Below are 24,991 nucleotides of genomic sequence, written 5' to 3'. Positions count from 1 at the left end.
CAACAACGCCGGGCAAAGTTGATCGTGGATCAACACCGCTTGCGCTTGTTAGACGTCGATTATCAGTATCCGCGAGGTCCGAAAAAATAACCGACTGCTTTGCATGGGGTGATCCGATGAGTTCCAGTGCAGATCTTTCGACAATTCTAAACCGCATCCTTGATACGGCCACGGATAATCTCAGGATCGCAAAGATTCTCGTTCAAATGGGGCTAGATCCCGACAACATCACCTACGGCGCACTGCTTAATCGGCTGTTTGAAATTGTGTTAGCTAATATCACGCTCGCCAATATGTTCGCCTTGGTTGGCGCCATCTTCCTGGTCGCTACCTTGCTGATGCAGAGAATGGTGCCGCTGCGGGTCGCGAATATGGTCGGCTGTACTTTCTTGGCAATTTCCGGCGCGCTTTCCGGAAGCGTCGCCACCTTTCTGCTTTATCTGCTGCTGTTGCCAGTTAATGCCGTTCGCCTCCGGCAACTGCTCAAGCTCGTTGAGAAGGCACGTAACGCGACGCAGGGTGACAGGTCGATGGAATGGCTCAAACCATTCATGACCGAACGTAGATATCGCCGGGGCGACAGACTGTTCAAGAAGGGTGATGCCGCTACAGAAATGTTTCTCACCGTCACCGGGAAGTTTCTCGTCAAAGAAATCAGCGTCGAGCTTCCGCCAGGGCGTCTCATGGGAGAACTTGGCTTCTTTACGCCCAATAACCGACGAACCGGAACGGTCGAGTGCATAGAAGACGGCCAAGTCCTGACAATAACTTACGAAAGGCTGCTTGAGATCTATTTTCAAAGTGATCAGCAATTCGGCTATTATATCCTCGTCCTGATCAGCCAGCGTCTCCTGGAAAACAACCAGCGCCTCCAGGAAAACATCTCGCGGCTTGAAGCAACTCTCGCACAAGAGAAAGCGACGAGATAGACGGCGCCGCGCATGGCATAGCTTAAAACTTGGCCTTTGCTTCACCATTGGTGGCACGCCTGTCACGCAGTGCGGTTCTCGCGAGGCAGGGATGTCCGCTTTGGGTCAAAGGACTAAACCGCTCGCGCGGTAGGGCGCTTGGGGCGGGCATCTAGCGACTATCGAGGGCGTAGCGTGCGGAAGCGTCCTGTCTTGAGATCGAGGAACTGCAAACCTCACTCAAGGCAGGAGCACCTCCATGACCGACCAGGCCGTGAGCCCGTTACGCCGGCGCATGATCGAAGACATGTCGATCCGCAAGTTCGCGCCAAAGACCCAACATGACTACGTGCAAAGGGTCAAGGAGTTCGCCGCGTTTCTCGGGCGATCACCCGATGCGGCCAGAGCAGAGGACGTGCGCGGCTTCCGTCTGCATCTGGCATCATGTGACGCGGGCACGCCGAAGATCAACGCCACCGTCTCGGCGCTGCGGTTCTTGTTCAATGTGACGCTTGATCGTCCCGACCTTGCCAAGCAGCTGGCGTTCATGCACGAGCCGCGCAAGGTGCCGGTTGTTTTGAGCCCCGAGGAGGTTGCGCGCTTTCTCGAGGCTGCGCCGAGCATCAAGTACAAGGCGGCGCTGAGCGTCGCCTACGGCGCCGGGCTGCGCGTTTCGGAGGTGATCTCGCTGAAGGTGTCCGATGTCGACTCCCAGCGCATGATGTTGCGCGTCGAGCAGGGCAAGGGCCGCAAAGATCGCCATGCCATGCTTTCTCCGGTGCTGCTCGATCTTCTGCGCGAGTGGTATCGCATCGCACGGCCGCAGGGTTGGCTATTTCCGGGCCAGAACCCGGCCAACCCGATGACGACGCGCCAGCTCACGCGCGCCTGCCATGCCGCGGCCGAGATCGCGGAGATTGCGAAGCGGGTGGCGCCGCACACCTTGCGCCACAGCTTTGCCACTCACCTGCTCGAACAGAACATCGACATTCGGGTGATCCAGGTCCTGCTCGGCCACGGCAAACTCGAGACCACGGCGCTCTACACCCGGGTTGCGACCAAGACGATCCGCGATGTCATGAGCCCGTTGGACCGTCTCGCGCCGCTGCTTCCAAAGAAGAACGAGCCCAAGGCCGAGCCGCCTGCCTGACGCGCGACTCCCGTGTCGCGCCCGGCGCTGGAGGTTGCGGATATCTTCCGCCGCCATGGCCCGGCCTGGCGTCAGGCCCATGCCGGCCATGTCAGCCTCGATCAGTTGAAAGTGATGTCGGCGATCGAGCGCTGCCGCACGGCGGCCCTTGGCGGCCATGTCGCGCGCTGTGCGGACTGCGCCTATACCACCATCGCCTACAACTCCTGCCGCAACCGGCACTGCCCGAAGTGCCAAGGCGCCGCGGCGAAGGAATGGCTCGCCGACCGCGAAGCCGATCTGCTGCCGGTGCCGTACTATCATGTGGTGTTCACGCTGCCGGCGGCCATCGCCGATATCGCCTACCAGAACAAGGCCGTCATTTACGACCTGCTGTTCAAGGCATCGGCCGAGACCCTGATCACCATCGCGGCCGATCCAAAGCACCTCGGCGCCCGCGTCGGCATCACCTCGGTTCTCCATACCTGGGGCTCGGCTATGACCCATCACCCGCACGTGCATATGATCGTGCCGGGCGGCGGCATCTCGCTCGACGGCGAGCGCTGGGTGGCGTGCCGGCCCGGCTTCTTCCTGCCGGTGCGCGTCCTCTCGCGCCTGTTCCGACGGCTGTTGCTGGAGAGGCTGCTCGCTGCACATCAGACCGGCCAGCTGAAGTTCTTCGGCAACTACGCTGCACTCGTCGACCCGCAGGCGTTCGCGGCCTATCTGGCTCCGCTGCGGCGAGCCGAATGGGTCGTCTACGCAAAGCGTCCGTTCGGTGGACCTGAGGCGGTGCTGGCCTATCTGTCGCGCTATACCCACCGCGTCGCCATTGCCAACAGCCGACTGATCGCCTGTGACCGCACCGGTGTCACCTTCCGGTGGAAAGACTATCGTGCCGATGGTCGCGATCGCCAGAAGCTCATGACGCTCTCAACCGGCGAGTTTATCCGCCGCTTCCTCATCCACGTCCTTCCGCACGGCCTCCACCGCATCCGCCACTATGGCCTTCTCGCCAGCGGCAGGCGCGCCGACAATATCGCCCGAGCGCGCCGCCTGCTCGATATGCCGGCGGTACAGCCCGAGGCCGCGGATAGCGGTTGCGCCGAGGCCGACGATCCCAAGCCGCCCGAGCACCAGTGTCCGTGCTGCGGCGGTCGCATGATCATTATCGAGACGTTCCAACGCGGCACCTCGCCGGGCTACCGGCCGGCAGCATCCACCGCCGTGATCAGGATCGACACTTCATGATCATGCTCGGCGCGCCTCAAACTCAAAAACCTGCGTGTCAGGTTCGCCGGCCCTCGACCGGTAATCAACGGTCTCGCCCACGTGCCAGGGCAATGCCGTTTTCTCGTTTCGATCGCCACTGCGCGATACCAGTTCTGCCTATCCCTATCGGCCGGCCAGGTTCGTCGCCACTGCGATCACTCCCCAAACAATTGCTCGACGCTCCCCGGCGAAAGACCACCAGCGCCAAATCCCCATAGCGTCTGACGCGCGGCCCACCAAACCTCCCGCGGTTTCTTCCCTTGAGGTTTGCGTACGCCGGCCCCGGCATGCGCCGCGCCACCATCATGGGGCCGCCATCCGCAAACCTTCACAGAAGCGTCGCTTTGGCGCTCGGATGCAAACGTCCGGTCTACCCCTGTGAGTCGACATAAAGCTGCGCCACGCCAACGGAAGCGATGCGCCGAGGGTCGACATTGTCCGCGAGCGGCTGGCGCCAGAGCAAATGTGAGATAGATCATACCCGGCGCGTCGCCGACGTGTTGCCATTCCGATGTTGCCGGCGAAACTTCATTTCTTTCGCTGTCGTGGCCGGCGCGTATCGCGCTACGGTTCGGACTGTGCGGGAGGCGTCGGATGGTCAATATCAAGGTTCCTCACAATCCAGTGCAGAAACGCGGCTTGTGGCCGCCCAAAGGCGGGCGCAAATATTCGGTCTTGATGGCCTGCGTAACGAACGCAACCAGCCGGATTTGGCCGATCCCGATATGACGAATTGGGCAAAATGTCTTCGAGCCGAAGCTGAGGCGGGCGGGTTTGCGTTGTTGGACCCGTCGAAGATTTCAATCGAAGAGAGCGTTGATCACGTTTGCGAGCGTCTCCGCATCGGGCGATCTCGCGGATAGTCCGCCAGTTCGCTGATGGGCCAATAAGCGACATTGGTAGAGCCGCCGGCCTAGTCTCTGCGATATGCTACTGACTTTCTGGAAGATGCTTGCGGAAAAACGCGATCATCTCGGCGTGGAGGTGTCGATGAAATTCGATGCGGTCGAAACCCGGCGCATCGGTGCAAGCCGCCGGGTTAGCCTGCGCTTCCTTCGGGGTGCAGGTGGCAAGGAAAGAGAAGTGTTTAGCGTTTGTCACGAAGTGATAATCCGGCATTGCAAGCCGTTGTTTGATGACTGCCGCACAGCATCCTGACAAGCCGTCGGCGTTTTGTGCAGGATCGGAACTCCACAACTGTATCGGGATCGCTACCTCCTTCAGGTTCTTCTCGGGGAATACAAATGCGGGGTATGGATCGACGATGACAGCGGCCCTCACGCGCGGATCGGACGTGACCGGCTGACTGGGCGCCTCACCGTTTTCAAGCTCCTTGCAGGCCAACAGGCCGGACGTCGCGCAATTGGCCAAACCCTTTCGCAACTCGGGATTGCCCCCGATGACAGCAAGACCCGTGTATCCGCCAAACGAGAAACCGTAGAGACCAATACGCCGGGGATCGACGCGCGGCGCGTCGGGCCATCCATCGAGCATGTAGTCAATCAGCCGCTTAATATCGTCCGGGCGCTCGACCAGCACCGAAAGGCTGTCGGTACGGCTAGTGTCTCGCCAGGTGTCACCGGGATGATTGAGTGCAGCGACGACAAAGCCCGCGTCGGCCAACGCCGCCGCAGTGTCATGGTGGCCGCCGAACCATCCCCGTCTGCCATGCGATATCACGATGAGAGGAAGCTTTTGACCCGTTACTGCGCATCCGGGGACGGCGAAGAAAGTGGCACCACGGGCATCCATTTCTCGTGGGGACTCCGAGCAAGGTGTCCAAACGAGCAGCCTGATCCCCGGTCCCTTTGCGTCACCAGGAATGTCAAAATTTCTGACCCCGCGGCGTTCGCCATTGACAGATCAAGGGACAAACAGAAAGCAAACAATAAAAAAGCACGAAGCATTCTTGGCTCCCGGCGTCAGAGGACCGCCACAATGAACAGTTGAACCAAGGGATGATGTCGACTTTGGGTCAAACGCGAAGAACTCAGCGCGAGCAAAATCTAGTCCGCCGTGCCTCAAAAAGCCGACTTCAACAGGGTGCGCCGCTGCTGTGCTAAGGGCCAGTGGACTAAACCGCTCGCGCGGTAGGGCACGACGGCCGGCAGCACGGCTGAGGGATAGCGCAACGAGGCGTCCTGTCTTGAGATGAGGGGTTGCAACAACCTCACTCAAGACAGGAGCATCCCCATGACCGACGAGGCAATGAGCCCGTTGCGCCGGCGCATGATCGAAGACATGACGATCCGCAGGCTGGCCCCGAAGACCCAACATGACTACGTGCAAAGGGTCAAGAACTTCGCCGCATTTCTCGAGCGCTCGCCGGATACGGCGAGCTTCGAAGACGTGCGCCGCTATCAGCTGCACCTGGCCGCGAGCGGCGTTGGTGTGCCGACCATCAATCAGACGGTTTCGACACTGCGGTTCTTCTTCCGGGTCACGCTGAGGCGCCACGAGATCGTTGAGCATACGCATGTCATTCACGAGCCTCGCAAGCTGCCGGTGGTGCTGAGCCCCGAGGAAGTGGCGCGGCTGCTCGATGCCGCACCCGGGCTCAAATACAAGGCGGCGCTGAGCGTGGCCTACGGCGCCGGCCTGCGCGCCACCGAGGTCATCTCGCTCAAGGTCGCCGACATCGACAGCAAGCAAATGATCATTCGCGTCGAGCAGGGCAAAGGCGGCAAGGACCGTAACGTCATGCTCTCACCACTGCTGCTCGATCTGCTGCGCACCTGGTGGCGGGCGGCGCGGCCCCGGGGTTGGCTATTTCCAGGCCGCGATCCGGCCCAGCCGATGACGACACGGCAGCTCAATCGCGCCTGTCATGCCGCCGCCCAAATGGCCGAGATCCACAAGCGCGTGTCGCTGCATACCCTGAGGCACAGCTTCGCCACCCACCTCTTGGAGCAGAACATCGACGTCCGCGTGATCCAGGTGCTGCTCGGTCACGCCAAGCTCGACACCACGGCGCTCTATACCCGCGTCGCCACCAAGACGATCAGCGAGGTCATGAGCCCGCTGGAGCACATCGCGATCAAACTGAAGGAGGACCGGCCGCCCGGCTGACCTGGCGCGCATGTCGCGCCCGGCCTTGGAGGTTGCGGATATCTTCCGCGACCATGGCCCGGCATGGCGCAAAGCCCATGCCGGTCATGTCGGCCTCCAGCAATTGAAGGTGATGTCAGCAATCGAGCGCTGCCGCACGGCCGCTCTCGGCGGCCATGTCGCGCGCTGTGCGGACTGCGCCTATACCACCATCGCCTACAACTCCTGTCGCAACCGCCATTGCCCAAAGTGCCAGGGCGCCGCCGCGAAGGACTGGCTCACCGACCGCGAGGCGGAGCTGTTGCCGGTGCCGTACTATCACGTGGTGTTCACGCTCCCGGCGTCGATCGCCGACATCGCCTATCACAACAAGGCCGCCATCTACGACCTGCTGTTCAAAGCCTCGGCCGAGACCTTGACCACGATCGCGGCCGACCCAAAACACCTCGGCGCCCGCATCGGCGTCACCTCGGTTCTCCATACCTGGGGCTCGGCCATGACCCATCACCCGCACGTCCACATGATCGTGCCGGGCGGCGGCATCTCGCTCGACGGCGAGCGTTGGGTGGCGTGCCGGGTGGGCTTCTTCCTCCCCGTGCGCGTGCTCTCGCGCCTGTTCCGCCGGTTGTTGCTGGAGAAGCTGATCGCCGCCCACAACGCCGGCCGCCTCCAATTCTTCGGCAACCATGCTGCTCTCGCCGACCCGCAGGCGTTCGCAGCCTATCTGGCGCCGCTGCGCCGAGCCGAATGGGTGGTCTATGCCAAGCGCCCGTTCGGCGGGCCACAGGCTGTGCTGGCCTATCTATCGCGCTATACCCACCGCGTCGCCATCGCAAACAGCCGGCTGATCGCCTGCGACCGCACCGGCGTCACCTTCCGATGGAAGGACTATCGCGCCGAGGGTCGCGACCGCCAGAAGCTCATGACACTCTCAAGCAGCGAGTTCATCCGCCGCTTCCTCATCCACGTCCTGCCGCAAGGCTTCCACCGCATCCGTCACTACGGCCTGCTCGCCAGTGGCACCCGCGCCGATAACATCGCTCGCGCGCGTGAGCTGCTCGCCGCTGCAAATTCTGAAGGTCAGCCCATCACTGCCGCCGCCGATCAAACCAAGCCGAGCTGCCCTGCTGCGGCGGTCGCATGGTCGTCATCGAGGTCTTCGAGCGCGGTGCTACGCCACGACATCGGCCAACAGCTCCAACGAACCGCATCAGGATCGACACCTCATGACCGCGTCACAATCCCGCAAAACGGCTTATCGCGCGCGCTGCCTCTCGACCGGCCATGGCAGAGCGCGCCCAGATATCCGCCAGCCGCCGCAAATCGTCCGCCAATCCACCCCGTTCAACGCGGCAGGCCCCTCATTCATGAGCTGCTCCGCCCTCGGCCAGCTCGCCGAACCGGCTCAATTCCAATCAAACACATCATCCGCGGCACGCAAATCCCCATAGCCCACGCCGCGCCACCCACATGCCTCACCCGCGGTTTCCTCCCTTGGAGGCTTTCGGACGCCGGCCCTCGTGTGCGCGGCAACACCGTCATGGGGCCGGCATCCGAAAACCTTCACACAATCAGACATCCGGTTTGTCGCTTTCATTTCGCTATTGGCCTTGCGAGCTTACGGGCGCTGTCCAGGACAAGCTGCACAACCGGGCTGACGGCGCGATCCCTGACGGTGACCATCCCGCTCGGTCGACGTGCCGCCGGCAGTTCAACGGGCAAGACCTTGAGTGCTGCCCCCTGGTGAGAAATTTCAGTGCAGAGGACGGGAAAACCGTGATGAACCGCCCGGTCTCCAGCAAGCTGACCCGCATATGGGGAAAGGACAGGTCAAGAGACAGGTTTAAGCATGCGATGCTTGCACCGGAATAGTGGCGGTTACTCCGAGGATCTGGAAATCTCACTCCAGAGAGGAGCGAGAAGCGCTGCGCGACGTCCCACCAGAAACTCGATCTCGTCGAGCGACAGCCGTGGGCGCAAGCGTCGTGCTTCGTTTAGCGCCGCAACCGCTTCTTCCTTCTTGCTGAGTCCTGCCGCAATGACCGCCAGGACGACACGAGCGACATAGAACTGTGGATCGCGGCGACAGGCTGCCCGGACTTCCTCGTGGGCCTCTGTCATCCGACGTTGCCTCGCCAGAGCCAGTGCGTAGAATGTACCCCAGAAGCCCAGCCGATGATCCCGCGGGCTGAGCCGCATCCCGTGCTGCAGTTTCTCGAGTCCCGTGACATCCATCTTTTCGGCAAAACATTGCGCAGTTCCGAGCGCGACCCATGCTTGTGCATTGCTGGGATCGTTCTCGATCGCCCGCTCCAGCAGCTCGGTGCCTCTGTCCAAATCGCCCAGTTCGGCCAGCGCGCACCCGGCATAGCCGAGGACCTCGGAAGCATCGTGCTCGATTGTCACCGCCCGTTCGGCTTCTGTGCGCGCTTCCGTGACGGCCGCTGCTGCGTCCCCGGCCAGGCCAAGCCGCGCGCCCAACGACAAAAAAGCGCGAGCTGAGCCCGCGCGAGCGCAAAGCCGGGATCCACAACGGCCGCTTGACGCAACAGCGCGGTCGCCTGGCTCAGGGTTTCTTCGCTCCAGCCTTTGAGGCTGATCATCCCGGCTCCTTCGCGGAAGCAGGACCAGGCGTTCGGGTTGGCGTCGCGGCGACGCCTGATCAAGGCGACTTCGGCACGAACCAGCTCCGGCTCGATCCGGCTGGCGATCGCGCGGGCGATTTGATCCTGCAGTTCAAGGACGTCTTTGGCTTGACCGTCGAACCGGTCGGCCCATAGCTGTGCGCCGGTGGCCGCCTCGATCAACTGCGTGCCGACACGAAGTTGCCGGCCGACGGGCCTCAAACTGTCCTCGACGATGTAGCGAACAGCAAGCTCGCGCCCGATCTGGCGGCTGTCCACCGAGCGGCCCTGGTAAGCAAAGGCGGATTGCCGGGCTATGACGATAAAGCCGGGAATCCGTGCCAGCATCGTGATCAGATCCTCGGTCATCGCCTCCGTCAGAAACTTGAACTCGCGCTCGTCGGAAAGACAGGTGAAAGGCAGCACGGCGATGGACGGCTTGCCGGTGGTCGGAGGCTGGGCAATCTCGACGAGCGGCTTTGCCGGCTCCGCCGAAGGTGCGTTCTCATCAATCCTGCAACGCCACGCGCGCATCGGTTCAGCGATGTTCTTCAAGGCCTGCGGTCCCATATCGTCGAAAACGATATCGACCTTGCCGCGAATTTGCCGATGGGCGTCGTCGGAGACGCAAACGCCTCCGGGCTCGGCAATCCCCCTCGAGTCGAGCGGCGATGTTGACGCCATCGCCGAAAATGTCGTTCTCATCGACAATGATGTCACCGACATGGATGCCGATGCGGAACTCGATCCGGACGCCCTCTGAAACATCGGCGTTTTTCGCCGCCATATTGCGCTGGATCTCGACCGCGCTTCGCGCTGCATCCACGGCGCTGGCGAACTCCACGAGCATGCCGTCGCCGGTCGTCTTGACGATGCGGCCACGATGCGTGGCGATGGTGGGATCGACAAGACCCCTTCTGATCGCCTTCAGCCGTGCCAGCGTGCCTTCCTCGTCGGCCCCCATAAGACGGCTATATCCGGCAACATCAGCCGCCAGGACCGCTGCCAGGCGCCGGTCTACGCGCTCGAAGGTCAAGGAAATGCCCCATGGTCGCAATTTCAGTGCTGCGCATCAAAGCACATCAGCGGGCCGCTCAGCTAGGGCCGACTTCCAGGTTGGGTCGGAAGCGGAAGGGAGCGCTCACCCAATCACCTCGTCGGCGGTCGCCAGGAGGGAAGGCGGAACGGTGAGGCCGAGCGCCTTGGCGGTGTTCAGGTTATTCGCCAATTTGGAGCGCGTGGGCTGTTCGACTGGGATATTATTGCTCTTGCCGCTTGTTCTAAACTGGCCGGCACAATCACGCGATGAAACGGTGCTATCGTGCTGAGATAGATACGCCCAAGTCGGTTGTGGCAATGCACGACGGTCCCCGCGACCAGCTCGCGCCCATTTGCTGCATCGGCGCGAAGTTGGATGCTGACGCGGAAATCGAGATGCCGGTCATCCGCGCCCAGTACCAGCTCCGTCGCGCTCTTTGACAGCACCGGGAAGAAGCCGATAACCGGCCCACGCGCCGCTGCGGCAAGACCGACGGCGCGCGACGATTTGACGGCGACTGTCGCCATCACCACATCGCGGATACGCGTGAGCGCACGAATCCACCACGCCTGTCGCTCGAGCGCGGCGCGTGCCAGCACCTCTACCTCATCGCTGGCCCCGGCCGGCAGTTGAATTGCAAACGCATCCAAAAGGTCCGCGCCTGCGTAGAGCGGCGCGAGCACGCTGTTGCTCGGCATCGGCACGGCGCGCGCTTTGGTCATGCGATCTGGTACCGGATGCCGGGGAGGTAGGCGGGATGATGCCATCGTGCGCCTGTTTTGCCCGACGTGTCAAACCTCGCAGCCGCAAGGCCTGTGGTTGCGCCAGGCAGAATTCGTCAAGGATTTGTACTGTGCATGGGGTTGTTTTAAAGGGTCTTGTTTCCGCCCTCCGAGAGGGCGGAATTTTTTCACCGGCGCACCCGCTTCAGCATCTGCTCGACATGGGCGATCGGCGTCTCCGGCTGGATGCCGTGGCCGAGATTGAAGATGAAGCGGCCTTGCGCAAAATTCGCCATCACATTGTCGACCGCGCAGTCGAGCGCTGTGCCGCCCGTGATCAGCACCAGCGGATCGAGATTGCCCTGCACGGCGACGCGGCTCTGCACCCGCTCGCGGATGAAGGCGGGTTCGGCAGTCCAGTCGATGCTGACCGCGTTGACGCCGGTCGCCTCGACATAGCCGGGCAATTGCGCGCCGGCCCCGCGGGGAAGCCGATGATCCTGGCATCCGGCACTTTTGCGCGCACGCCTTCGACGATGCGACGCGTCGGCTCGACCGACCAGCGCACGAACTCGGCAGGCGGCAGCACGCCGGCCCAGGTGTCGAAAATCTGCAGGGCGTTGGCGCCGGCTTCGAGTTGCGCCAGCAGATAGTGGATCGAGTTCTCGACCAGCACGTCGATGATTTTCGCAAAGGCGTCCGGATGCCGGTAGGCCATCATCCGCGCCGGCGCCTGGTCGGGCGTGCCGCGCCCCGCGACCATATAGGTCGCGACCGTCCAAGGGCGCCGCAGAAGCCGATCAGCGCGATCTCTGCCTCGAGCGCCCCGCGCACGATCCTGAGCGCCTCGAACACCGGCTCGAGCTTGCCGAAATCGGCCTGCGTGGCGAGCGTTCCGACCTTCGCCGGATCATCCAGCGGCTCGAGCCGCGGGCCTTCGCCAATCTCGAAGCGCACCGAGCGGCCGAGCGCGTAGGGGATCACCAGAATGTCGGAGAAGATGATCGCGGCATCGAAGCCGAACCGGCGGATCGGTTGCAGCGTGACTTCGGCCGCCAGCTCCGGATTGAAGCAGAGATCGAGGAAGCCGCCCGCCTTGGCGCGCACCTCGCGGTACTCCGGCAGATAGCGGCCGGCCTGCCGCATCATCCACATGGGCGGGACGGCTTGCCGCTGGCCGGAGAGCACGTCGATGAAGGGCTTTGTCGCAGACTGGGGCACGAACGTTCCTGACGCAGAGTTGGGGTTCCTGATACACCGGGCGAGGCCCGAGCGGAACAGGGGAACCAGCGCAATTGCGCCGCGTTGACCCGGCAATGGAGGAGGAATTCCATGGCTCAAACATTCAATCCCGCGCCGCATGACAAGCACGCCGACAATCCGCACGAGGCGCTCGCGGCCGACCGCCACGCCAAGCTCGATACCGGGCTGGAAGATACCTTCCCCGCCTCCGATCCCGTGAGCGTCACGCAGCCGACGCCGTCGAAGGCCGATGCGGATGCCGACAATCCCTCGCTCTGGGACAAGGTTAAGTCGATCTTCAGCTAGGGCCGCCGGTTTCCGATAGGCTCGATAAGGCCTTGTTAGTGATCTGCGGAAGCCCCGATCCGTAGGAGTACGGGAAAACCCGTAGATGAATGCGAATTCCGGCAAGCGCTTCAGGGTTCAATAAGAGAAGCGGCAGAGTTTCCAGCTATTGGAGATTTCTTCCGCATGAACGTCGCCCCACAGAGAGCCGGATGGAGCCGCCTGCCGTTGCGCGCGGCGGCATTCGTCGTGCTTACCTGCGTTGCAATCCTCGGCGTCAGCGGCTGGCGTGAATGGGCCGCGCGGGACGCGGTGCTCAAGGGCGCCGAAACCGAGATGGCGAACGTCGCCCGCTCGTTGACGCAGCATGCCGAGGACAGCCTTGATCTGCTCGATTCCGGCGTCGTCGGCGTCGTCAGCCGGCTTGAGATGGATGGCGCCGATCCCGCCACGATCGCGAAGCTGCGCAACCTGCTGGAGGCCCGCAAGAAGGCGATGGAGCGCGTCCACAGCCTCGCCATCATCGACGACCAGGGCAACTGGTTGACCTCGCCCGGCACGATCGCCTCGACGCTCAGCGACGACACGTTCTTCCGCCACCACCAGCTCTCGCCCAAGCGCGAGGCCTATATCGGCCGCCCCGTGAAGAGCCTCCTCGACGGCGAATGGGTCGTCACCCTGTCGCGTCGCTTCAACAAGCCGGACGGCAGCTTCGGCGGCGTGGTGCTCGCGGCCATCGGCTCCGGATACCTGTCGCATTTCTACGAGCAGTTCGAGATCGGCCGCAACAGCTCCGTAACGCTGATGTACGGCGACGGCAGGATCATCGCGCGCAACCCGAGCAACGAGAAGTTCGTCGGCCGCAGCGTCGCCGACACGGCGCTGTTCCGCGATGCCAACCTGCAACAGCCGAGCGGCGCCCACCATTTCAAGTCGCCGCTGGACAGCGCCGAGCGCGTCAGCTTCTTCAAGCGCAGCGCCCGCTATCCGCTAGTGCTGCTCGCCACCGTCGACAAGGACGAACTGCTGATGCCGTGGCGGGCTGCTGCGATCTCCCGCATGCTCTACGTGGTCGCGCTGGTGATGCTGATCGCGGTGATCGGCGCGCTGCTGGTGCGGCAGTTGCAGCGCGGCCAGCGCATGGCCGCGGCCCTGATCGAGAAGGAGGCGCATTTCCGCCTGCTGGCGGAAGGCTCCAGCGACATGGTCACCCGCATCGGGCTCGACGAGCGGCTGCGCTATGTCTCGCCGTCGTCCAACCGCGTGGTTGGCTGGCGCCCCAATCAGCTGATCGGCACCGACGCGCTCGCTGGAATCCATCCGGAGGACCGGCCGCATGTGCAGGCCATCGTCGACGCCATGAAGCGCGGCGACACGGACGAAGCGCGGCTCACCTACCGCAACGTGCACCGGCAGAAGTCCGAGGTCTGGCTGGAATCGACCATGCGCGTGACGCGCAAGGATAACGGCAATGTCGACGGCGTGGTCGCGATCTCGCGCGACATCACCGAGCAGAAGAAGCTGGAGACCCGGCTCGAGACGCTCGCGATCGAGGACAGCCTCACCGGGCTTGCCAACCGCCGCCGTTTCGACGAGCGGCTCAAGGAGGAATGGGCGCGCGCCTATCGCGACCGCTCCAGCCTTGGCTTGCTGATGATCGACGTCGATCACTTCAAGTCCTACAACGACGAATATGGCCATCCCGCCGGCGACGCCTGCTTGCGCGTGGTTGCAAAGATCATCGCGGCCGAGATGCAGCGGGTCGGCGATCTCGCGGCCCGCTACGGCGGCGAGGAATTCGCCATGCTGCTGCCGAATACCGATGCCGCCGGCTGTGCTCGGATCGGCGAGCGGATCCGCGGCGCCGTCCACGATGCGGGTCTGGTTCATGCTTCCAATCCGATCGCGCCATGCGTCACCGTATCGGTCGGTGGTGCGGCCTGCCGGCCGGCCCTGGAGCGCACTGCGGGTACGGGATCGTTGGTGGAGGCCGCCGACCGTGCGCTCTACGCCGCCAAGGACGCCGGCCGCGATCGCCTGATGATGTCAGGCGAGGTCATGAATCTGCTGAAAGCCTCTGGTCAATAAAAGGGCTCAATAATGCGGCGGAGGCTCGTTGGCGGGCCCCGGCGCACTTGCCTCGGCCTCCTGCAATCGTTCGTTGAGCTGCGCGAGCTGTCGCGTCAGCACGTCGATCTGCTTCCATTGTGCGGTGATGGTCTGGTTCAGCGTCTCGATGGTGTCGTCCTGATAGGCGAGACGCATCTCCAGCGTGTCGATGCGCTCGGCGAGCGTCTTGATCTCATTCGTCACTTGCGTGCCCCGATTCTCGTTCGCGCAGGCCCCGTTCGCGCAATCCGTGACCAAGCGCCACGCGCTCGTCGAACACAAAACATTCGCCGCGCCAGCGGCTCTGCGCCTCCGGCACCTGTTCCAGATACTTCAGAATGCCGCCCTTGAGGTGGTAAACTTCGGCAAAGCCGCGCGCCAGCAGATGCGCGCTCGCCTTCTCGCAACGGATGCCGCCGGTGCAGAACATCGCGATCCGCCGGTGCTTTGAAGGATCGAGCTTCTCGGCGGCGAAATCCTTGAACTGGCCAAAGCTCTTGATGTCAGGGTCGACCGCGCCCTCGAACGTGCCCATCGCCACCTCGAAGGCGTTGCGGGTGTCGAGCACCAGCGTGTCGGGCGAGGCGATCAGCGCGTTCCATTCGGCGGCCTCGACATAGGTGCCGACCTGCCGGGTCGGATCGGCGGCCGCATCGCCAAGCGTGACGATCTCCCTCTTCAGCCGCACCTTGAGCCGGCCGAACGGCATCGCTTCCGCGGTCGAGCATTTCAGTTCGAGATTGTTCAGCCGCCCACCGAACATCGCCCCGTGCGCGAGCTCGTGCGCGAAGGCATCGATCGCCGCAGGTGCGCCCGCGATCGTGCCGTTGATGCCCTCCTGCGCCAGCAGCACGCTGCCCTTCAGGGACAGGCTGGCACAGAGCGCGCGCAGCGGCTCGCGCAGCTCGCGGTAATCGGGCAGGGCGGCGAATTGGTAGAAGGCGCAGACCTTGTAAATCATGCGCCCGTTTAGCAGGCGCCCGCCGCCCAGAAAACCCGCAACCGATAGCTCTATTCCGAGGGAATGGCAGCCATTTCCCTGGTATGCCAGCATTGCCCAGCCCGGCCTGAATGTGTCATGAAGGCCCGGATTTTCCGAGATGGCGCGCCGCGCCCAGAGAGTTGGTCTACACGTCCAAGAGAGCAAGAATTCGATGAGAAACTTCCATTTCCCCGGCAGGTCTACGGTCCACGCCACCAATGCGATGGTGGCGACGTCGCATCCGCAGGCCTCGCTGGCCGCGATCGAGGTGCTGCGCGAGGGCGGCACGGCAGTGGACGCGGCGGTGGCGGGCTCGGCATTGCTCGGCGTGATCGAGCCGCAATCGACCGGCATCGGCGGCGACTGCTTTGCCCTGATCCAGCCGCGCGGCGAGGGCAAGATCATCGCCTACAATGGCTCCGGCCGCGCGCCGAAGGCCGCCGACGCCGACTGGTATCTCGAGCGCAAGATCAATTTCGTGCCGCTGACCTCGGCGCATGCGGTCTCGATCCCCGGCGTGATCGATGCGTTTGCGACCGTGCTGCGCGACCATGGCAAGTTCGGTTTCGACCGTCTGCTGCAGCCCGCGATCAAGGCGGCGGAGGAGGGCTATGTCGTAGCACCTCGCATCGCGTTCGACTGGAAAAACCAGTTCGAAAAGCTAAAGGGTGGCACCAACACCGTGCGTTACCTGTTGCCGGGCGGCAAGCCGCCGATCGCCGGGGACGTCATCCGTCAGGCCGAGCTCGGCAAGACGCTGCGAGCGATCGCCAAGGACGGCCGCGACGCCTTCTACAAGGGCCCGATCGCGGAGGACATGGTCGAGACTCTGCGCTCGATCGGCGGCCTGCATACGCTCGACGATTTCGCCGCGCACACCACCGAGACAACGACACCGATCGGCACCACGTACAAGGGCTACGACGTCTGGCAGTGCCCGCCGAACGGCCCAGGCCTCACCGCGCTGCTGATGCTGAACATCCTGTCGCGGTTCGATCTGACCAAGTATGCACCGCTCAGCATCGAGCGCTTCCACCTCGAGGCGGAAGCTGCGCGCATCGCCTATATGCATCGCGAGCTGCATGTCGCCGATCCCGACCATATGCAGGTCGAAGTGTCGAAGATCCTTGCCAAGGAGTTCTGCGACGAGCACATCGCGAAGATCCGCATGGACGGCATGCTCGACCTGCCGAACGTCGCACCGCCGATGAATCCCTCGACCATTTACATCACGGTCGTGGACAAGGACCGCAACGTCTGCTCGTTCATCAACTCGATCGCGCATTCCTTCGGCTCGGCGATCGTCTCGGACAAGACCGGCGTGCTGTTCCAGAACCGCGCCGGCGGTTTCCGCATCCAGCCCGGCCACCCCAACTGCATCGCCGGCGGCAAGCGTCCGCTGCACACGATCATGCCGAGCCTGCTCACCAAGGGCGGCCGCTCGGTGATGCCGTTCGCGGTGATGGGCGGTCAGTATCAGCCGGTCGGCCAGACCCATGTGGTGACCAACATCCTCGATTATGGTTGCGACGTGCAGGAGGCCATCGATATGCCGCGCGGCCTGCACTATGAGGGCCAGTATCAGCTCGAGGACAGCGTGCCGCCTGATATCGTCGAAGGCCTCAAGAAGCTCGGCCACAAGACCACCAGCGTGGTCGGCCCGCTCGGCGGCGCCCAGGCGATCTGGATCGATTGGGACAAGGGCACGCTCACCGGCGGTTCTGATCCGCGCAAGGACGGCTGCGCGTTGGGCTATTGAGCCTTCGCGAGGTTCCGCGCACAGGATCAGGAAAAGTTGACGAAGGGCGGCGCGGCGCAGGCTGGGCCGCCCTTTTCTTATTCGGAACTGAGCTCATTCCTCCAAGTTAAGGGGCGATGAGCGGTGCAGGCGTGCGCTGCCTTCCTTTCGATGCGGCGGAGGTCGCCCATGTCCGATCATTCAGGTTCCGGACCATCCGGATCTGACCGGCGCGCTTTCATGGCGGGTGCTGCCGGCAGCGCGCTTGTTCCGCTGGTAGCGCGCGCGGCCGCGCAGGATGCACGAGCGCCCGTGGCGCAGGATCCGGCGCTTCCCGTCGATGTCACGCTGCGGGTGAATGGCCAGGACAAGCGCCTCAGCCTCGACGCACGCACCACGGTGCTGGATGCCCTGCGCGAGCATCTCAAGCTGACCGGCAGCAAGAAGGGCTGCGATCACGGCCAGTGCGGCGCCTGCACGGTGCTGATCGGCGATCGGCGCGTCGTGTCGTGCCTGACGCTTGCGCTCGCGGCCGAAGGGCAGGAGATCACGACCATCGAAGGACTCGCGACCAACGACCGCCTGCATCCGATGCAGCAGGCCTTCGTCGACAACGATGCCTTTCAGTGCGGCTATTGCACGCCCGGCCAGATCATGTCGGCGATTGCCTGCGTGAAGGAGGGGCATGCCGGTTCCGATGCCGACATCCGCGAATACATGAGCGGCAACATCTGTCGCTGCGCTGCCTATCCCAACATTGTTGCCGCCGTGAAGCAGGCCGCGCCGGAAATCATGAAAGGCTAGGCGCATGCGACCGTTTTCATATCAGAGGGCAACAGACCCGGGCATGGCCGTGCGGGCGCTGAGCGCCGGCGCGGCAGCCAACAATCCCCTGACCCAGGCCACGGCACAGCCACTCGCCGGCGGCACCACGCTGATCGATTTGATGAAGCTCGACGTGATGCGGCCCGCCGCGATCGTCGACATCAACCCGCTCGCACAGGGCTGGTCGACGGTCGAGCTCGGAAGTGAGAACCTGCGGCTCGGTGCGCTCGCAAAAATGTCCGATGTCGCCGCGCATGACGGCATCCACCGCAACTATCCGGTCGTCGCGGATTCCTGAAGCTCGCCGCCAGCGCGCAGCTGCGCAATATGGCGACGCTCGGCGGCAATGTGATGCAGCGGACGCGTTGCAGCTATTTCCGTGACGTTTCCTACGAGAATTGCAACAAGCGCAATCCGGGCTCCGGTTGTGCCGCGATGGATGGCGTCAATCGCATGCATGCCGTGCTTGGCACCTCCGAGCGGTGCATCGCGACCTATCCCGGTGATTTCGCCCAGGCACTGATCGCGCTGGATGCCACGGTCGAGGTCACCGGCAGCTCCGGCACCCGCAGCATGCCTTTTGCGGAGCTGCACAAGGCCCCCGGCAATACACCCGAGATCGAGACCACGCTCCAACCGGGCGAGCTGATTTCCGCCTTTGTCATTCCCGGCCGCTGGCCGCGCTCCGTCTACCTGAAGGCCCGCGACCGACAGTCCTATGAATTCGCGCTTTCGTCGGCGGCCGTCGCGCTCGATGTACAGGACGGCACGATAAGGGATGCGCGTATCGCGTTGGGTGGTGTCGCCACGGTGCCATGGCGCGCGCGCGAGACGGAGGCGCTGCTCAAGGGCCAGAAGTTCGATGACGGTCTGGCGCAGCGCGCCGCGGAGGCCGCATTCGCCGACGCCAGGGGCCGTCAGCACAACAGCTTCAAGATCGCGCTCGGCAAGCGCGTGGTGGCGCACGCGCTCCAGCAGGCCGTAACGATGGAGATCTGACCATGACCGCTGCTGCTCCCGAGCCCAAAGCGAATATGGGCCAGCCCGTGCCGCGCTATGATGCAACGGCAAAAGTCACGGGGCGGGCGACCTACGGATCCGATATGCCGCTCGACAATCCGGCCTATGCGTTCCTGGTCACCAGCGCGATTGCCAGGGGCCGCATCGATAGCTTTCATCTCGGCGACGCCAGGCGTGTCCGTGGCGTGATCGACATTGTCACGCACGAGAATGCGCCGAAGCTGAAGGAGTCAAAGCTCTTCAGCAATGGCGGCTATGCCGGGACCACAATTCAGCCGTTGAAATCGGCCGACGTTGCGCATGACGGCGAGATCATCGCCGTGGTCGTTGCAGAGAGCTACGAGGCTGCGCGCGAGGCCGCCAATCGCGTCAAGGTGAGCTACTCAGCGGCCACTCCAACTGCGAGCTTCGACTCGCCGGGGACCACGAAAGCCGCCGCGAAAGGCCAGAACGCGCAATTCAAGGAAGATCCGCAGGTCGGCGATTTCGCCAAGACGTTCGAGGGGGCCGAGGTGAAGATCACCGCTGGCTACGAAACGTCGACACAGCATCACAATCCGATGGAGCTATTTTCGACCAGCTGCGCCTGGATGGGCGACAACCTCGTCATCTATGAGCCGAGCCAATACGTCTACGGCCTCAAGAACGGCGTGGCCGAGCAGCTCGGCCTCGACGCCGACAAGGTGAGAGTGGTCAATCCGTATGTCGGCGGCGGCTTTGGCTCGCGCGGCTCGATGACGCCGCGCACCGCGATCATCGCCGCCATTGCCAGGCGGCTGAACCGGCCGGTCAAGCTGGTCCCGACCCGTGACCAGGGTTTTACCATCGCAACCTATCGCGCCGAGACTCGCCACGAGATCAAGCTTGGCGCCAGCCGCGACGGCAAGCTGGTTGCGCTCAGGCACGAGGGTGCAGAAATATCCTCGCGCGCGGACCCCTATTGCGTCGGTGGCACCAAGACCACGACGCGGCTCTATGCCTGCCCCAATGTCGACAGCCTCGTGTCGATCGTGCGCGCCGACCGCAACACGCCCGGATTCATGCGATCGCCGCCGGAGGTGCCGTATCTGTTCGCGCTCGAGAGCGCGATGGACGAACTCGCGGTCAAGCTCAACATGGATCCGGTCGAGCTCCGCCGCGTCAACGACACCACCAACGAGCCGATCGGCGGCAAGCCCTATACCTCGCGATCGCTGATGGCCTGCTTCGACGAGGCCGCCAAAGCCTTCGGCTGGTCGCAGCGCTCAGCGGCGCCCAAATCGATGTCCGATGGCGACTGGCTGATCGGCTATGGCTGCGCCGCCGCCTGCTATCCGACGCAGATGGCGCCGTCGGCGGCGCGCGTGCGCCTCCAGCGCGACGGCCGCACCCGGGTCGAGATCGCCGGCCACGAGATCGGCACCGGCGCCTACACCATCATCGCCCAGACTGCCGCGGAGCGGCTCGGCGTGCCCTTGGAGAAGGTCTCCGTCTTTGTCGGCGACAGCGATCTGCCGCCGGCGCCGGTAGCGGGCGGCTCGAACTCGACGGCGAGCACCTGCTCGGCCGTGATGATGGTGTGTGACCAGGTCCGCCAAAGATTGTTCAAGGCGGTGATGCCGAACGAGAGTTTCACGGACAGGGCTAAGGAAACGGTCGGCATCGGCCAGACGCCCACGACGCAGGCAGCGAAGAGTGACCGACCGCTTGATCTGGAGAAGGCATTCGACGCGCTCGGTGCCAGCGTGGTCGAAGAATATGGCGAGTGGAAGCCGGATGGCGCGCCGCTGGATTCTTTCAAGGCCATGCATAGCGGCCACGCGCGCCTCGTCGGCGGTGCCGCCATGAAGGACAAGATCGCCTACGCTTTCGGCGCGGAGTTCGTCGAGGTCAGGATCAACCGCTTCACACACGAGATCCGCGCGCCCCGGCTGGTCGGTGCGTTCGCAGCCGGCCGCATCATGAATCCGCGGACGGCGCGCAGCCAGCTGATGGGCGGTCTGATCTGGGGCATGTCCTCGGCGCTGCTGGAGGCCACGGAGATCGACGAGCGTACCGCGCGCTACGTCAACGACAATTTCGCCGACTATCTCGTCCCCGTGAATGCGGATGTGCCCGGGGTCGAGGTGATCCTGCTGTCCGAGCAGGACGATCACATCAATCCGGCCGGCGCGAAAGGGCTTGGCGAGCTCGCCAATGTCGGCACCAATGCAGCGATCTGTAACGCGATCTATCACGCCACCGGCCAGCGCATCCGCAAGCTGCCGGTGCGGCTGGAAAATATCGAGGTCTGAGGGGTGGAAACCGCATGCTCGTTGCGCTAGACACCTCCCGCCTCAAACGGAAGGTGTCTTATGCAGCGTTTCCAGCGCATGCTCCTCGCCATCGTGTCGGCTCTCGCGATCACTGTGATCGCCAACGTGTCGACATTCGTCTCCACCGCCGCGTCGGCCCAGACCGCAGGAAAACCCATGACCACAGCTTCAGGCTTGCAGACTATCGACAGCGTCGTCGGCACCGGCGCTTCGCCGAAGCCTGGCCAGATTTGCGTGATGCACTACACCGGCTGGCTCTATGAGAACGGCCAGAAGGGCAAGAAATTCGACTCGTCCGTCGATCGCAACGAGCCGTTCGAATTCCCCATCGGCAAGGGCCGCGTCATCGGCGGCTGGGATGAGGGCGTTGCCACAATGAGGGTCGGCGGCAAGCGTACTCTGATCATCCCGCCGCAGCTCGGTTACGGCGCGCGCGGCGCCGGCGGCGTGATCCCGCCGAACGCGACACTGATGTTCGATGTGGAATTGCTCGCGGTGAAGTGACCGCACAAGCAAAAGACCGGCCTCTCGGCCGGTCTTTTCGTTTTCAGTCTGACGCGCGTTATTCGGTCGCGCGCCTTGCGCCCGCAGCGGCGCGATCGACCGCGCCCTTCGCGGCGTCCTTGGCGTCGCCCATGGCCTTCTGGCCCTTGCCCTTCACCTCCTGGACCGCGCCTTCGCCCTGCAGGCGTTCCGAACCCGTGGCTTCACCGATGCCCTGCTTGGCCTTGCCGATGGTCTCGTTGGCGGTGCCCTTGATCTTGTCGCTCGTGCTACCCATGAAACTCTCCTTCGAGATTGCTCAGAATGGCAACGCTCGGCGGCTTTGAGAGTTCCGATTTTGGTATGGCTTGACGCCGCGGCTTTGGTTAGTTTTGCGCGCACGGAACCAACAGAAAGCAAGTCACATGACCGGCCATGACCATTCGCATTCCCACCATGACCACGATCATCACGATGACCGCTGGAAGCATGACGGCGTGCGCGTCATTCCCGGCAACCAGCTCGATACCAACGTTCCGTCGACCGCGGGCATGGACCGGGCGGCCGCGATCAATTTCGCGCGCGTGGGCGCGCAGAAATTGTGGGCGGGCACGGTCAGCATCAAGCCGGATGCGAAGACCGGCGCGCATCATCACGGCCATCTCGAAAGCGTGATCTATGTGGTGAAGGGCAAGGCGCGGATGCGCTGGGGCGAGAGCCTGCAGTTCACCGCCGAGGCCGGCCCCGGCGATTTCATTTTCGTGCCGCCCTACGTGCCGCACCAGGAGATCAACGCCAGCCCGGACGAGGTGCTGGAATGCGTACTGGTGCGCAGCGACGGCGAGGCGGTCGCGATCAATCTGGATATCGAGCCGGTCGAGAAGCCCGAGACCGTGCTCTGGATCGATCCGATCCATCGGGATCCGAACCAGAAGAAGTAAGGCCGAAAAGTGCGCGGGGGCTCGGTGCGACAGAACCCCGCACCCGGCGGGCGGGAAAATATTTCGGAAGCCGTGTCGGATGGCGGTCCAGCCCTCCGTCCTTGGGAAGAACCCCGCCCAAGGAGCTTTCGATGGCCAGAATGATTTTCCTCAATCTGCCGGTGACCGACCTCAAGCGCGCGACGGCCTTTTATGAGGCGATCGGCGCGACCAGGAACCCGCAATTCAGTGACGATACGGCGAGCTGCATGATCTTTTCCGAGACCATCTACGCGATGCTGACGACCCATGACAAATTTCGTCAGTTCACGCCGAAGCCGATCGCGGATGCAAAGACCTCAAACCAGGCGCTGTTCTGCCTGTCCGCCGATAGCCGGAACGAGGTCGACGATATCGTCGGCAAGGCCGAGGCCGCGGGCGGAGTGGCCGATCCCAGCCCGAAGGACGAATACAGCTTCATGTACGGCCGCAGCTTTGAGGATCCGGACGGTCATATGTGGGGTGTGAACTGGCTGGATATGGCAGCCGTTCCCCCGAAGCCCGCGATGGCGAACGCCTGATCGAAACCTGGAGAGGAGCATTCTGATGTCCAAGCTCGTGCCCTGCATGTGGTTCAACGGCGACGCCGAGGAAGCCGCGAAGTTCTACGTCTCGCTGGTGCCGAATTCGGCGATCACGCATGTCCAGCGCAACGTTTCGGACAACCCGTCCGGCAAGGAAGGCTCGGTGCTCGTCGTCGAGTTCACGGTGGCCGGCCAGCCGCTGGTCGCGCTCAACGGCGGCATGAAGGTTGATTATACCCACGCGCTGTCGCTGATGATCCATTGCGACGACCAGGCCCAGGTCGATAGCGTCTGGAACGCCTTCCTGGCCAACGGCGGCAAGGAGCAGCAATGCGGCTGGATCTATGACCGTTACGGCGTGTCCTGGCAGGTCGTGCCGAAGGTGATGTTCGAATTCCTGTCGAGCCCCGACAAGGCAGCCGCCGCACGCGCGATGCAGGCCATGATGAAAATGGTGAAGCTGGATGTGGATGTCTTGCGTCGGGCGTTCGAAGGCAAGTCGGCGGCGTGACGTCAACACAGGTGCCGTAGGGTGGGCAAAGGCGCGTAAGCGCCGTGCCCACCGTCTGTCTGCGATTGAGAGAGCAGTGGTGGGCACGCTTTCGCTTTGCCCACCCTACGAGACCGTGCTCGCCGCTAGTAATTAATCCTCAGCCCCACGCCGCCATGGATGGTGTTGCCGACCGGCTGCGGGCCCAGCGTGCCATTGGCGAAGAGGTCCACGATCCAGCCCTTCTGCATGCGGAAGCCGAGGCGGCCGCCATATTCGAACCAGCCCTGATTGCCCATCGTCGGCAACACCATGCCGTCGCCGGTCACGGTGGCGACGATGCCGCTATGGCTGGCAAACGACTGCACCCAGCCGCCGTTGATGTTGGTCTCGATGTTGCCGGCGAACAGATGGGTCCACTGGCCACCGATCTTGACCAGGCTGGTGCGATCGGTGCCGGTCGCAAGGCTAACGTCGAACGGATTGAACGCGACCGCGCCGTCCGAATAGCCCGATACGCGCTGCCAGAGCTGCCAAATTTCGACTGAGGCCGCGATCTCGTCGCGCGGCGACAACCGGCCCATCCAGCCGGCGCGGCCATAGACCGCGTAGTTCGCGGCGTTGGTCGAACCGGTCACGCTCACCGGGCCGAGGCTGGTGTTGTAGCTGTGGGTGTAGCGCGCCCTCTCCCACGGCGTCAGGATCGTGCCGACGTCGAAGAATGGACGCGACGAGCCCCAATCGGTGAAGTCATAGCGCAGCGCAAAGGCGCCGATCGGTGCACTCGTGATGTTATAGCCGCCCTCGCTGTATTGCGTGTAGGCGAGGCCTGCGAGCAGCGACAGGTTGGGCGTCAGCTCCTTGCGGCCGTGAATGCCGGCCGAGAACGAGCCGGCCGAGCCGAACGCGCTGATGCAGTCGCTGCAATTGACCTGCTCGTTGACGCCGAGCAGCACGGTACCGAGCACGCGGTTGGTGATCATCTGGTTGAAGCGCTGGTTGGCGAGGCCGCCAATTGAGTTTCCGCTGGAGTCGGAGCCGGTCGGCGTCGGGCTCGGCGACGGGGACGGGCTTGGCGACGGCGACGGGCTTGGCGAAGGAGAGGGGCTTGGCGACGGGTAGGTGCTTGGTGACGGATAGGGGTTCGGCTCGCCGCATTCGAACTCGCAGGTACTCGCGGCTGAGGCCGGACGGGTGTCGAAAGCAAATAGTGCAAGCGCCGCGCCCGCAGCCAATGCGCCGGCCAGGACAAGCCTTTTGAGGCCGAGTTGCGCCAT

22 protein-coding genes and 3 pseudogenes are annotated in these 24,991 nt (G+C 63.5%); 15 read left to right on the top strand and 10 right to left on the bottom strand.

Translation table 11 applies throughout. The features are described from left to right. Positions 1-116: 116 nt before the first annotated feature. The 3 genes from ACTGJ9_RS35415 to ACTGJ9_RS35405 all read left to right on the top strand — a co-directional run bounded on the left by ACTGJ9_RS35415 (position 117) and on the right by ACTGJ9_RS35405 (position 3,288). Positions 117-929, top strand: coding sequence for a Crp/Fnr family transcriptional regulator (locus ACTGJ9_RS35415; protein ID WP_456678726.1), 813 nt, complete (start codon positions 117-119; stop codon positions 927-929). Between the two features lie 238 nt (positions 930-1,167). Continuing rightward, the gene (locus tag ACTGJ9_RS35410) at positions 1,168-2,058 is read left to right on the top strand and encodes a tyrosine-type recombinase/integrase (protein WP_456674820.1); all 891 of its coding nucleotides are present in this window, start codon (positions 1,168-1,170) and stop codon (positions 2,056-2,058) included. A gap of 12 nt (positions 2,059-2,070) precedes the next feature. Next, complete coding sequence (locus tag ACTGJ9_RS35405) at positions 2,071-3,288, top strand: IS91 family transposase (protein WP_456674819.1); 1,218 nt, start codon at positions 2,071-2,073, stop codon at positions 3,286-3,288. A 951-nt stretch (positions 3,289-4,239) separates the two neighbouring features. On the opposite strand, the gene ACTGJ9_RS35400 is transcribed toward ACTGJ9_RS35405, so the two are convergent. Next, a complete protein-coding gene (locus ACTGJ9_RS35400) occupies positions 4,240-5,061 on the bottom strand; it encodes an alpha/beta hydrolase family protein (protein WP_456674818.1) in 822 nt (273 codons plus the stop codon). A 441-nt stretch (positions 5,062-5,502) separates the two neighbouring features. On the opposite strand from ACTGJ9_RS35400, the gene ACTGJ9_RS35395 reads away from it, so the two are divergent. Together ACTGJ9_RS35395 and ACTGJ9_RS35390 are read left to right on the top strand one after the other, a co-directional pair. Then, a complete protein-coding gene (locus ACTGJ9_RS35395; RefSeq protein WP_456673554.1) occupies positions 5,503-6,378 on the top strand; it encodes a tyrosine-type recombinase/integrase in 876 nt (291 codons plus the stop codon). A gap of 10 nt (positions 6,379-6,388) precedes the next feature. Beyond that, a pseudogene (locus ACTGJ9_RS35390) lies at positions 6,389-7,587 on the top strand (IS91 family transposase). Between the two features lie 648 nt (positions 7,588-8,235). Here the strand turns inward: ACTGJ9_RS35390 and ACTGJ9_RS35385 are convergent. From ACTGJ9_RS35385 to hemE, 5 genes and pseudogenes are all read right to left on the bottom strand, one after another. Then, on the bottom strand, positions 8,236-8,763 hold the full coding sequence (locus tag ACTGJ9_RS35385) for a tetratricopeptide repeat protein (RefSeq protein ID WP_456674817.1): 528 nt from the start codon (positions 8,761-8,763) through the stop codon (positions 8,236-8,238). Further along, complete coding sequence (locus ACTGJ9_RS35380) at positions 8,760-9,536, bottom strand: hypothetical protein (protein WP_456674816.1); 777 nt, start codon at positions 9,534-9,536, stop codon at positions 8,760-8,762. Before ACTGJ9_RS35380 ends, ACTGJ9_RS35385 begins: the two co-directional genes overlap by 4 nt. Next, positions 9,520-10,017, bottom strand: a complete 498-nt coding sequence (locus ACTGJ9_RS35375; RefSeq protein WP_456674815.1) for an adenylate/guanylate cyclase domain-containing protein — start codon at positions 10,015-10,017, stop codon at positions 9,520-9,522. The genes ACTGJ9_RS35380 and ACTGJ9_RS35375 overlap by 17 nt, the downstream gene beginning before the upstream one ends. Positions 10,018-10,193: 176 nt before the next feature. Beyond that, positions 10,194-10,742 (bottom strand): DUF2867 domain-containing protein, encoded by a 549-nt coding sequence (locus tag ACTGJ9_RS35370; protein WP_456674814.1) that lies wholly within the window; start codon positions 10,740-10,742, stop codon positions 10,194-10,196. A 188-nt stretch (positions 10,743-10,930) separates the two neighbouring features. After that, a pseudogene (hemE, locus tag ACTGJ9_RS35365) lies at positions 10,931-11,963 on the bottom strand (uroporphyrinogen decarboxylase). A 111-nt stretch (positions 11,964-12,074) separates the two neighbouring features. On the opposite strand from hemE, the gene ACTGJ9_RS35360 reads away from it, so the two are divergent. Together ACTGJ9_RS35360 and ACTGJ9_RS35355 are read left to right on the top strand one after the other, a co-directional pair. Further along, a complete protein-coding gene (locus ACTGJ9_RS35360; protein WP_456674813.1) occupies positions 12,075-12,290 on the top strand; it encodes a hypothetical protein in 216 nt (71 codons plus the stop codon). A gap of 165 nt (positions 12,291-12,455) precedes the next feature. Continuing rightward, entirely contained in the window at positions 12,456-14,357 is a 1,902-nt protein-coding gene (locus ACTGJ9_RS35355) for a diguanylate cyclase (RefSeq protein WP_456674812.1), read from the top strand. Positions 14,358-14,363: 6 nt separating this feature from the next. On the opposite strand, the gene ACTGJ9_RS35350 is transcribed toward ACTGJ9_RS35355, so the two are convergent. Together ACTGJ9_RS35350 and trhO are read right to left on the bottom strand one after the other, a co-directional pair. Next, entirely contained in the window at positions 14,364-14,582 is a 219-nt protein-coding gene (locus ACTGJ9_RS35350) for a SlyX family protein (protein ID WP_456674811.1), read from the bottom strand. Then, positions 14,572-15,339 (bottom strand): oxygen-dependent tRNA uridine(34) hydroxylase TrhO, encoded by a 768-nt coding sequence (gene trhO / locus ACTGJ9_RS35345; RefSeq protein WP_456674810.1) that lies wholly within the window; start codon positions 15,337-15,339, stop codon positions 14,572-14,574. The genes ACTGJ9_RS35350 and trhO overlap by 11 nt, the downstream gene beginning before the upstream one ends. A 193-nt stretch (positions 15,340-15,532) precedes the next feature. On the opposite strand from trhO, the gene ggt reads away from it, so the two are divergent. The 5 genes and pseudogenes from ggt (at position 15,533) to ACTGJ9_RS35320 (ending at position 21,741) form a co-directional block, all read left to right on the top strand. Next, entirely contained in the window at positions 15,533-17,119 is a 1,587-nt protein-coding gene (gene ggt / locus ACTGJ9_RS35340; protein ID WP_456674809.1) for a gamma-glutamyltransferase, read from the top strand. Positions 17,120-17,287: 168 nt separating this feature from the next. Further along, on the top strand, positions 17,288-17,902 hold the full coding sequence (locus ACTGJ9_RS35335) for a (2Fe-2S)-binding protein (RefSeq protein WP_456674808.1): 615 nt from the start codon (positions 17,288-17,290) through the stop codon (positions 17,900-17,902). Positions 17,903-17,906: 4 nt separating this feature from the next. Then, positions 17,907-18,922: pseudogene (locus ACTGJ9_RS35330) on the top strand (FAD binding domain-containing protein). Positions 18,923-18,924: 2 nt separating this feature from the next. Continuing rightward, positions 18,925-21,216 carry a xanthine dehydrogenase family protein molybdopterin-binding subunit gene (locus ACTGJ9_RS35325; RefSeq protein WP_456674807.1) on the top strand — a complete coding sequence of 764 codons (2,292 nt, stop codon included), beginning with the start codon at positions 18,925-18,927 and terminating at the stop codon, positions 21,214-21,216. A gap of 60 nt (positions 21,217-21,276) precedes the next feature. After that, positions 21,277-21,741, top strand: a complete 465-nt coding sequence (locus ACTGJ9_RS35320; RefSeq protein WP_456674806.1) for an FKBP-type peptidyl-prolyl cis-trans isomerase — start codon at positions 21,277-21,279, stop codon at positions 21,739-21,741. Positions 21,742-21,799: 58 nt separating this feature from the next. Here ACTGJ9_RS35320 and ACTGJ9_RS35315 read toward each other — a convergent pair whose 3' ends face one another. Next, complete coding sequence (locus tag ACTGJ9_RS35315; RefSeq protein ID WP_456674805.1) at positions 21,800-22,018, bottom strand: CsbD family protein; 219 nt, start codon at positions 22,016-22,018, stop codon at positions 21,800-21,802. 127 nt (positions 22,019-22,145) lie between these two features. Here ACTGJ9_RS35315 and ACTGJ9_RS35310 point away from each other — a divergent pair, with 127 nt between their 5' ends. The 3 genes from ACTGJ9_RS35310 (at position 22,146) to ACTGJ9_RS35300 (ending at position 23,735) form a co-directional block, all read left to right on the top strand. Continuing rightward, positions 22,146-22,661, top strand: a complete 516-nt coding sequence (locus ACTGJ9_RS35310) for a cupin domain-containing protein (protein ID WP_456674804.1) — start codon at positions 22,146-22,148, stop codon at positions 22,659-22,661. A 131-nt stretch (positions 22,662-22,792) separates the two neighbouring features. Then, the gene (locus tag ACTGJ9_RS35305; RefSeq protein ID WP_456674803.1) at positions 22,793-23,221 is read left to right on the top strand and encodes a VOC family protein; all 429 of its coding nucleotides are present in this window, start codon (positions 22,793-22,795) and stop codon (positions 23,219-23,221) included. Between the two features lie 25 nt (positions 23,222-23,246). After that, positions 23,247-23,735 (top strand): VOC family protein, encoded by a 489-nt coding sequence (locus ACTGJ9_RS35300; RefSeq protein ID WP_456674802.1) that lies wholly within the window; start codon positions 23,247-23,249, stop codon positions 23,733-23,735. A 125-nt stretch (positions 23,736-23,860) separates the two neighbouring features. Here ACTGJ9_RS35300 and ACTGJ9_RS35295 read toward each other — a convergent pair whose 3' ends face one another. After that, the gene (locus ACTGJ9_RS35295) at positions 23,861-24,991 is read right to left on the bottom strand and encodes a hypothetical protein (protein WP_456674801.1); all 1,131 of its coding nucleotides are present in this window, start codon (positions 24,989-24,991) and stop codon (positions 23,861-23,863) included.

The organism is Bradyrhizobium sp. RDM12 (assembly GCF_051917485.1).
Lineage (GTDB): Bacteria > Pseudomonadota > Alphaproteobacteria > Rhizobiales > Xanthobacteraceae > Bradyrhizobium.
Note: the sequence above shows the minus strand (reverse complement) of the source record. Positions and strands in the feature narration are given on the sequence as shown.

Coding starts and splice junctions, on each gene's coding strand:
- ACTGJ9_RS35415 (WP_456678726.1), top strand. CDS start 117: ATGAGTTCCAGTGCAGATCTTTCGACAATTCTAAACCGCATCCTTGAT.
- ACTGJ9_RS35410 (WP_456674820.1), top strand. CDS start 1,168: ATGACCGACCAGGCCGTGAGCCCGTTACGCCGGCGCATGATCGAAGAC.
- ACTGJ9_RS35400 (WP_456674818.1), bottom strand. CDS start 5,061: ATGGATGCCCGTGGTGCCACTTTCTTCGCCGTCCCCGGATGCGCAGTA.
- ACTGJ9_RS35395 (WP_456673554.1), top strand. CDS start 5,503: ATGACCGACGAGGCAATGAGCCCGTTGCGCCGGCGCATGATCGAAGAC.
- ACTGJ9_RS35370 (WP_456674814.1), bottom strand. CDS start 10,742: ATGACCAAAGCGCGCGCCGTGCCGATGCCGAGCAACAGCGTGCTCGCG.
- ACTGJ9_RS35360 (WP_456674813.1), top strand. CDS start 12,075: ATGGCTCAAACATTCAATCCCGCGCCGCATGACAAGCACGCCGACAAT.
- ACTGJ9_RS35355 (WP_456674812.1), top strand. CDS start 12,456: ATGAACGTCGCCCCACAGAGAGCCGGATGGAGCCGCCTGCCGTTGCGC.
- trhO (WP_456674810.1), bottom strand. CDS start 15,339: ATGATTTACAAGGTCTGCGCCTTCTACCAATTCGCCGCCCTGCCCGAT.
- ggt (WP_456674809.1), top strand. CDS start 15,533: ATGAGAAACTTCCATTTCCCCGGCAGGTCTACGGTCCACGCCACCAAT.
- ACTGJ9_RS35335 (WP_456674808.1), top strand. CDS start 17,288: ATGTCCGATCATTCAGGTTCCGGACCATCCGGATCTGACCGGCGCGCT.
- ACTGJ9_RS35325 (WP_456674807.1), top strand. CDS start 18,925: ATGACCGCTGCTGCTCCCGAGCCCAAAGCGAATATGGGCCAGCCCGTG.
- ACTGJ9_RS35320 (WP_456674806.1), top strand. CDS start 21,277: ATGCAGCGTTTCCAGCGCATGCTCCTCGCCATCGTGTCGGCTCTCGCG.
- ACTGJ9_RS35315 (WP_456674805.1), bottom strand. CDS start 22,018: ATGGGTAGCACGAGCGACAAGATCAAGGGCACCGCCAACGAGACCATC.
- ACTGJ9_RS35310 (WP_456674804.1), top strand. CDS start 22,146: ATGACCGGCCATGACCATTCGCATTCCCACCATGACCACGATCATCAC.
- ACTGJ9_RS35305 (WP_456674803.1), top strand. CDS start 22,793: ATGGCCAGAATGATTTTCCTCAATCTGCCGGTGACCGACCTCAAGCGC.
- ACTGJ9_RS35300 (WP_456674802.1), top strand. CDS start 23,247: ATGTCCAAGCTCGTGCCCTGCATGTGGTTCAACGGCGACGCCGAGGAA.
- ACTGJ9_RS35295 (WP_456674801.1), bottom strand. CDS start 24,991: ATGGCGCAACTCGGCCTCAAAAGGCTTGTCCTGGCCGGCGCATTGGCT.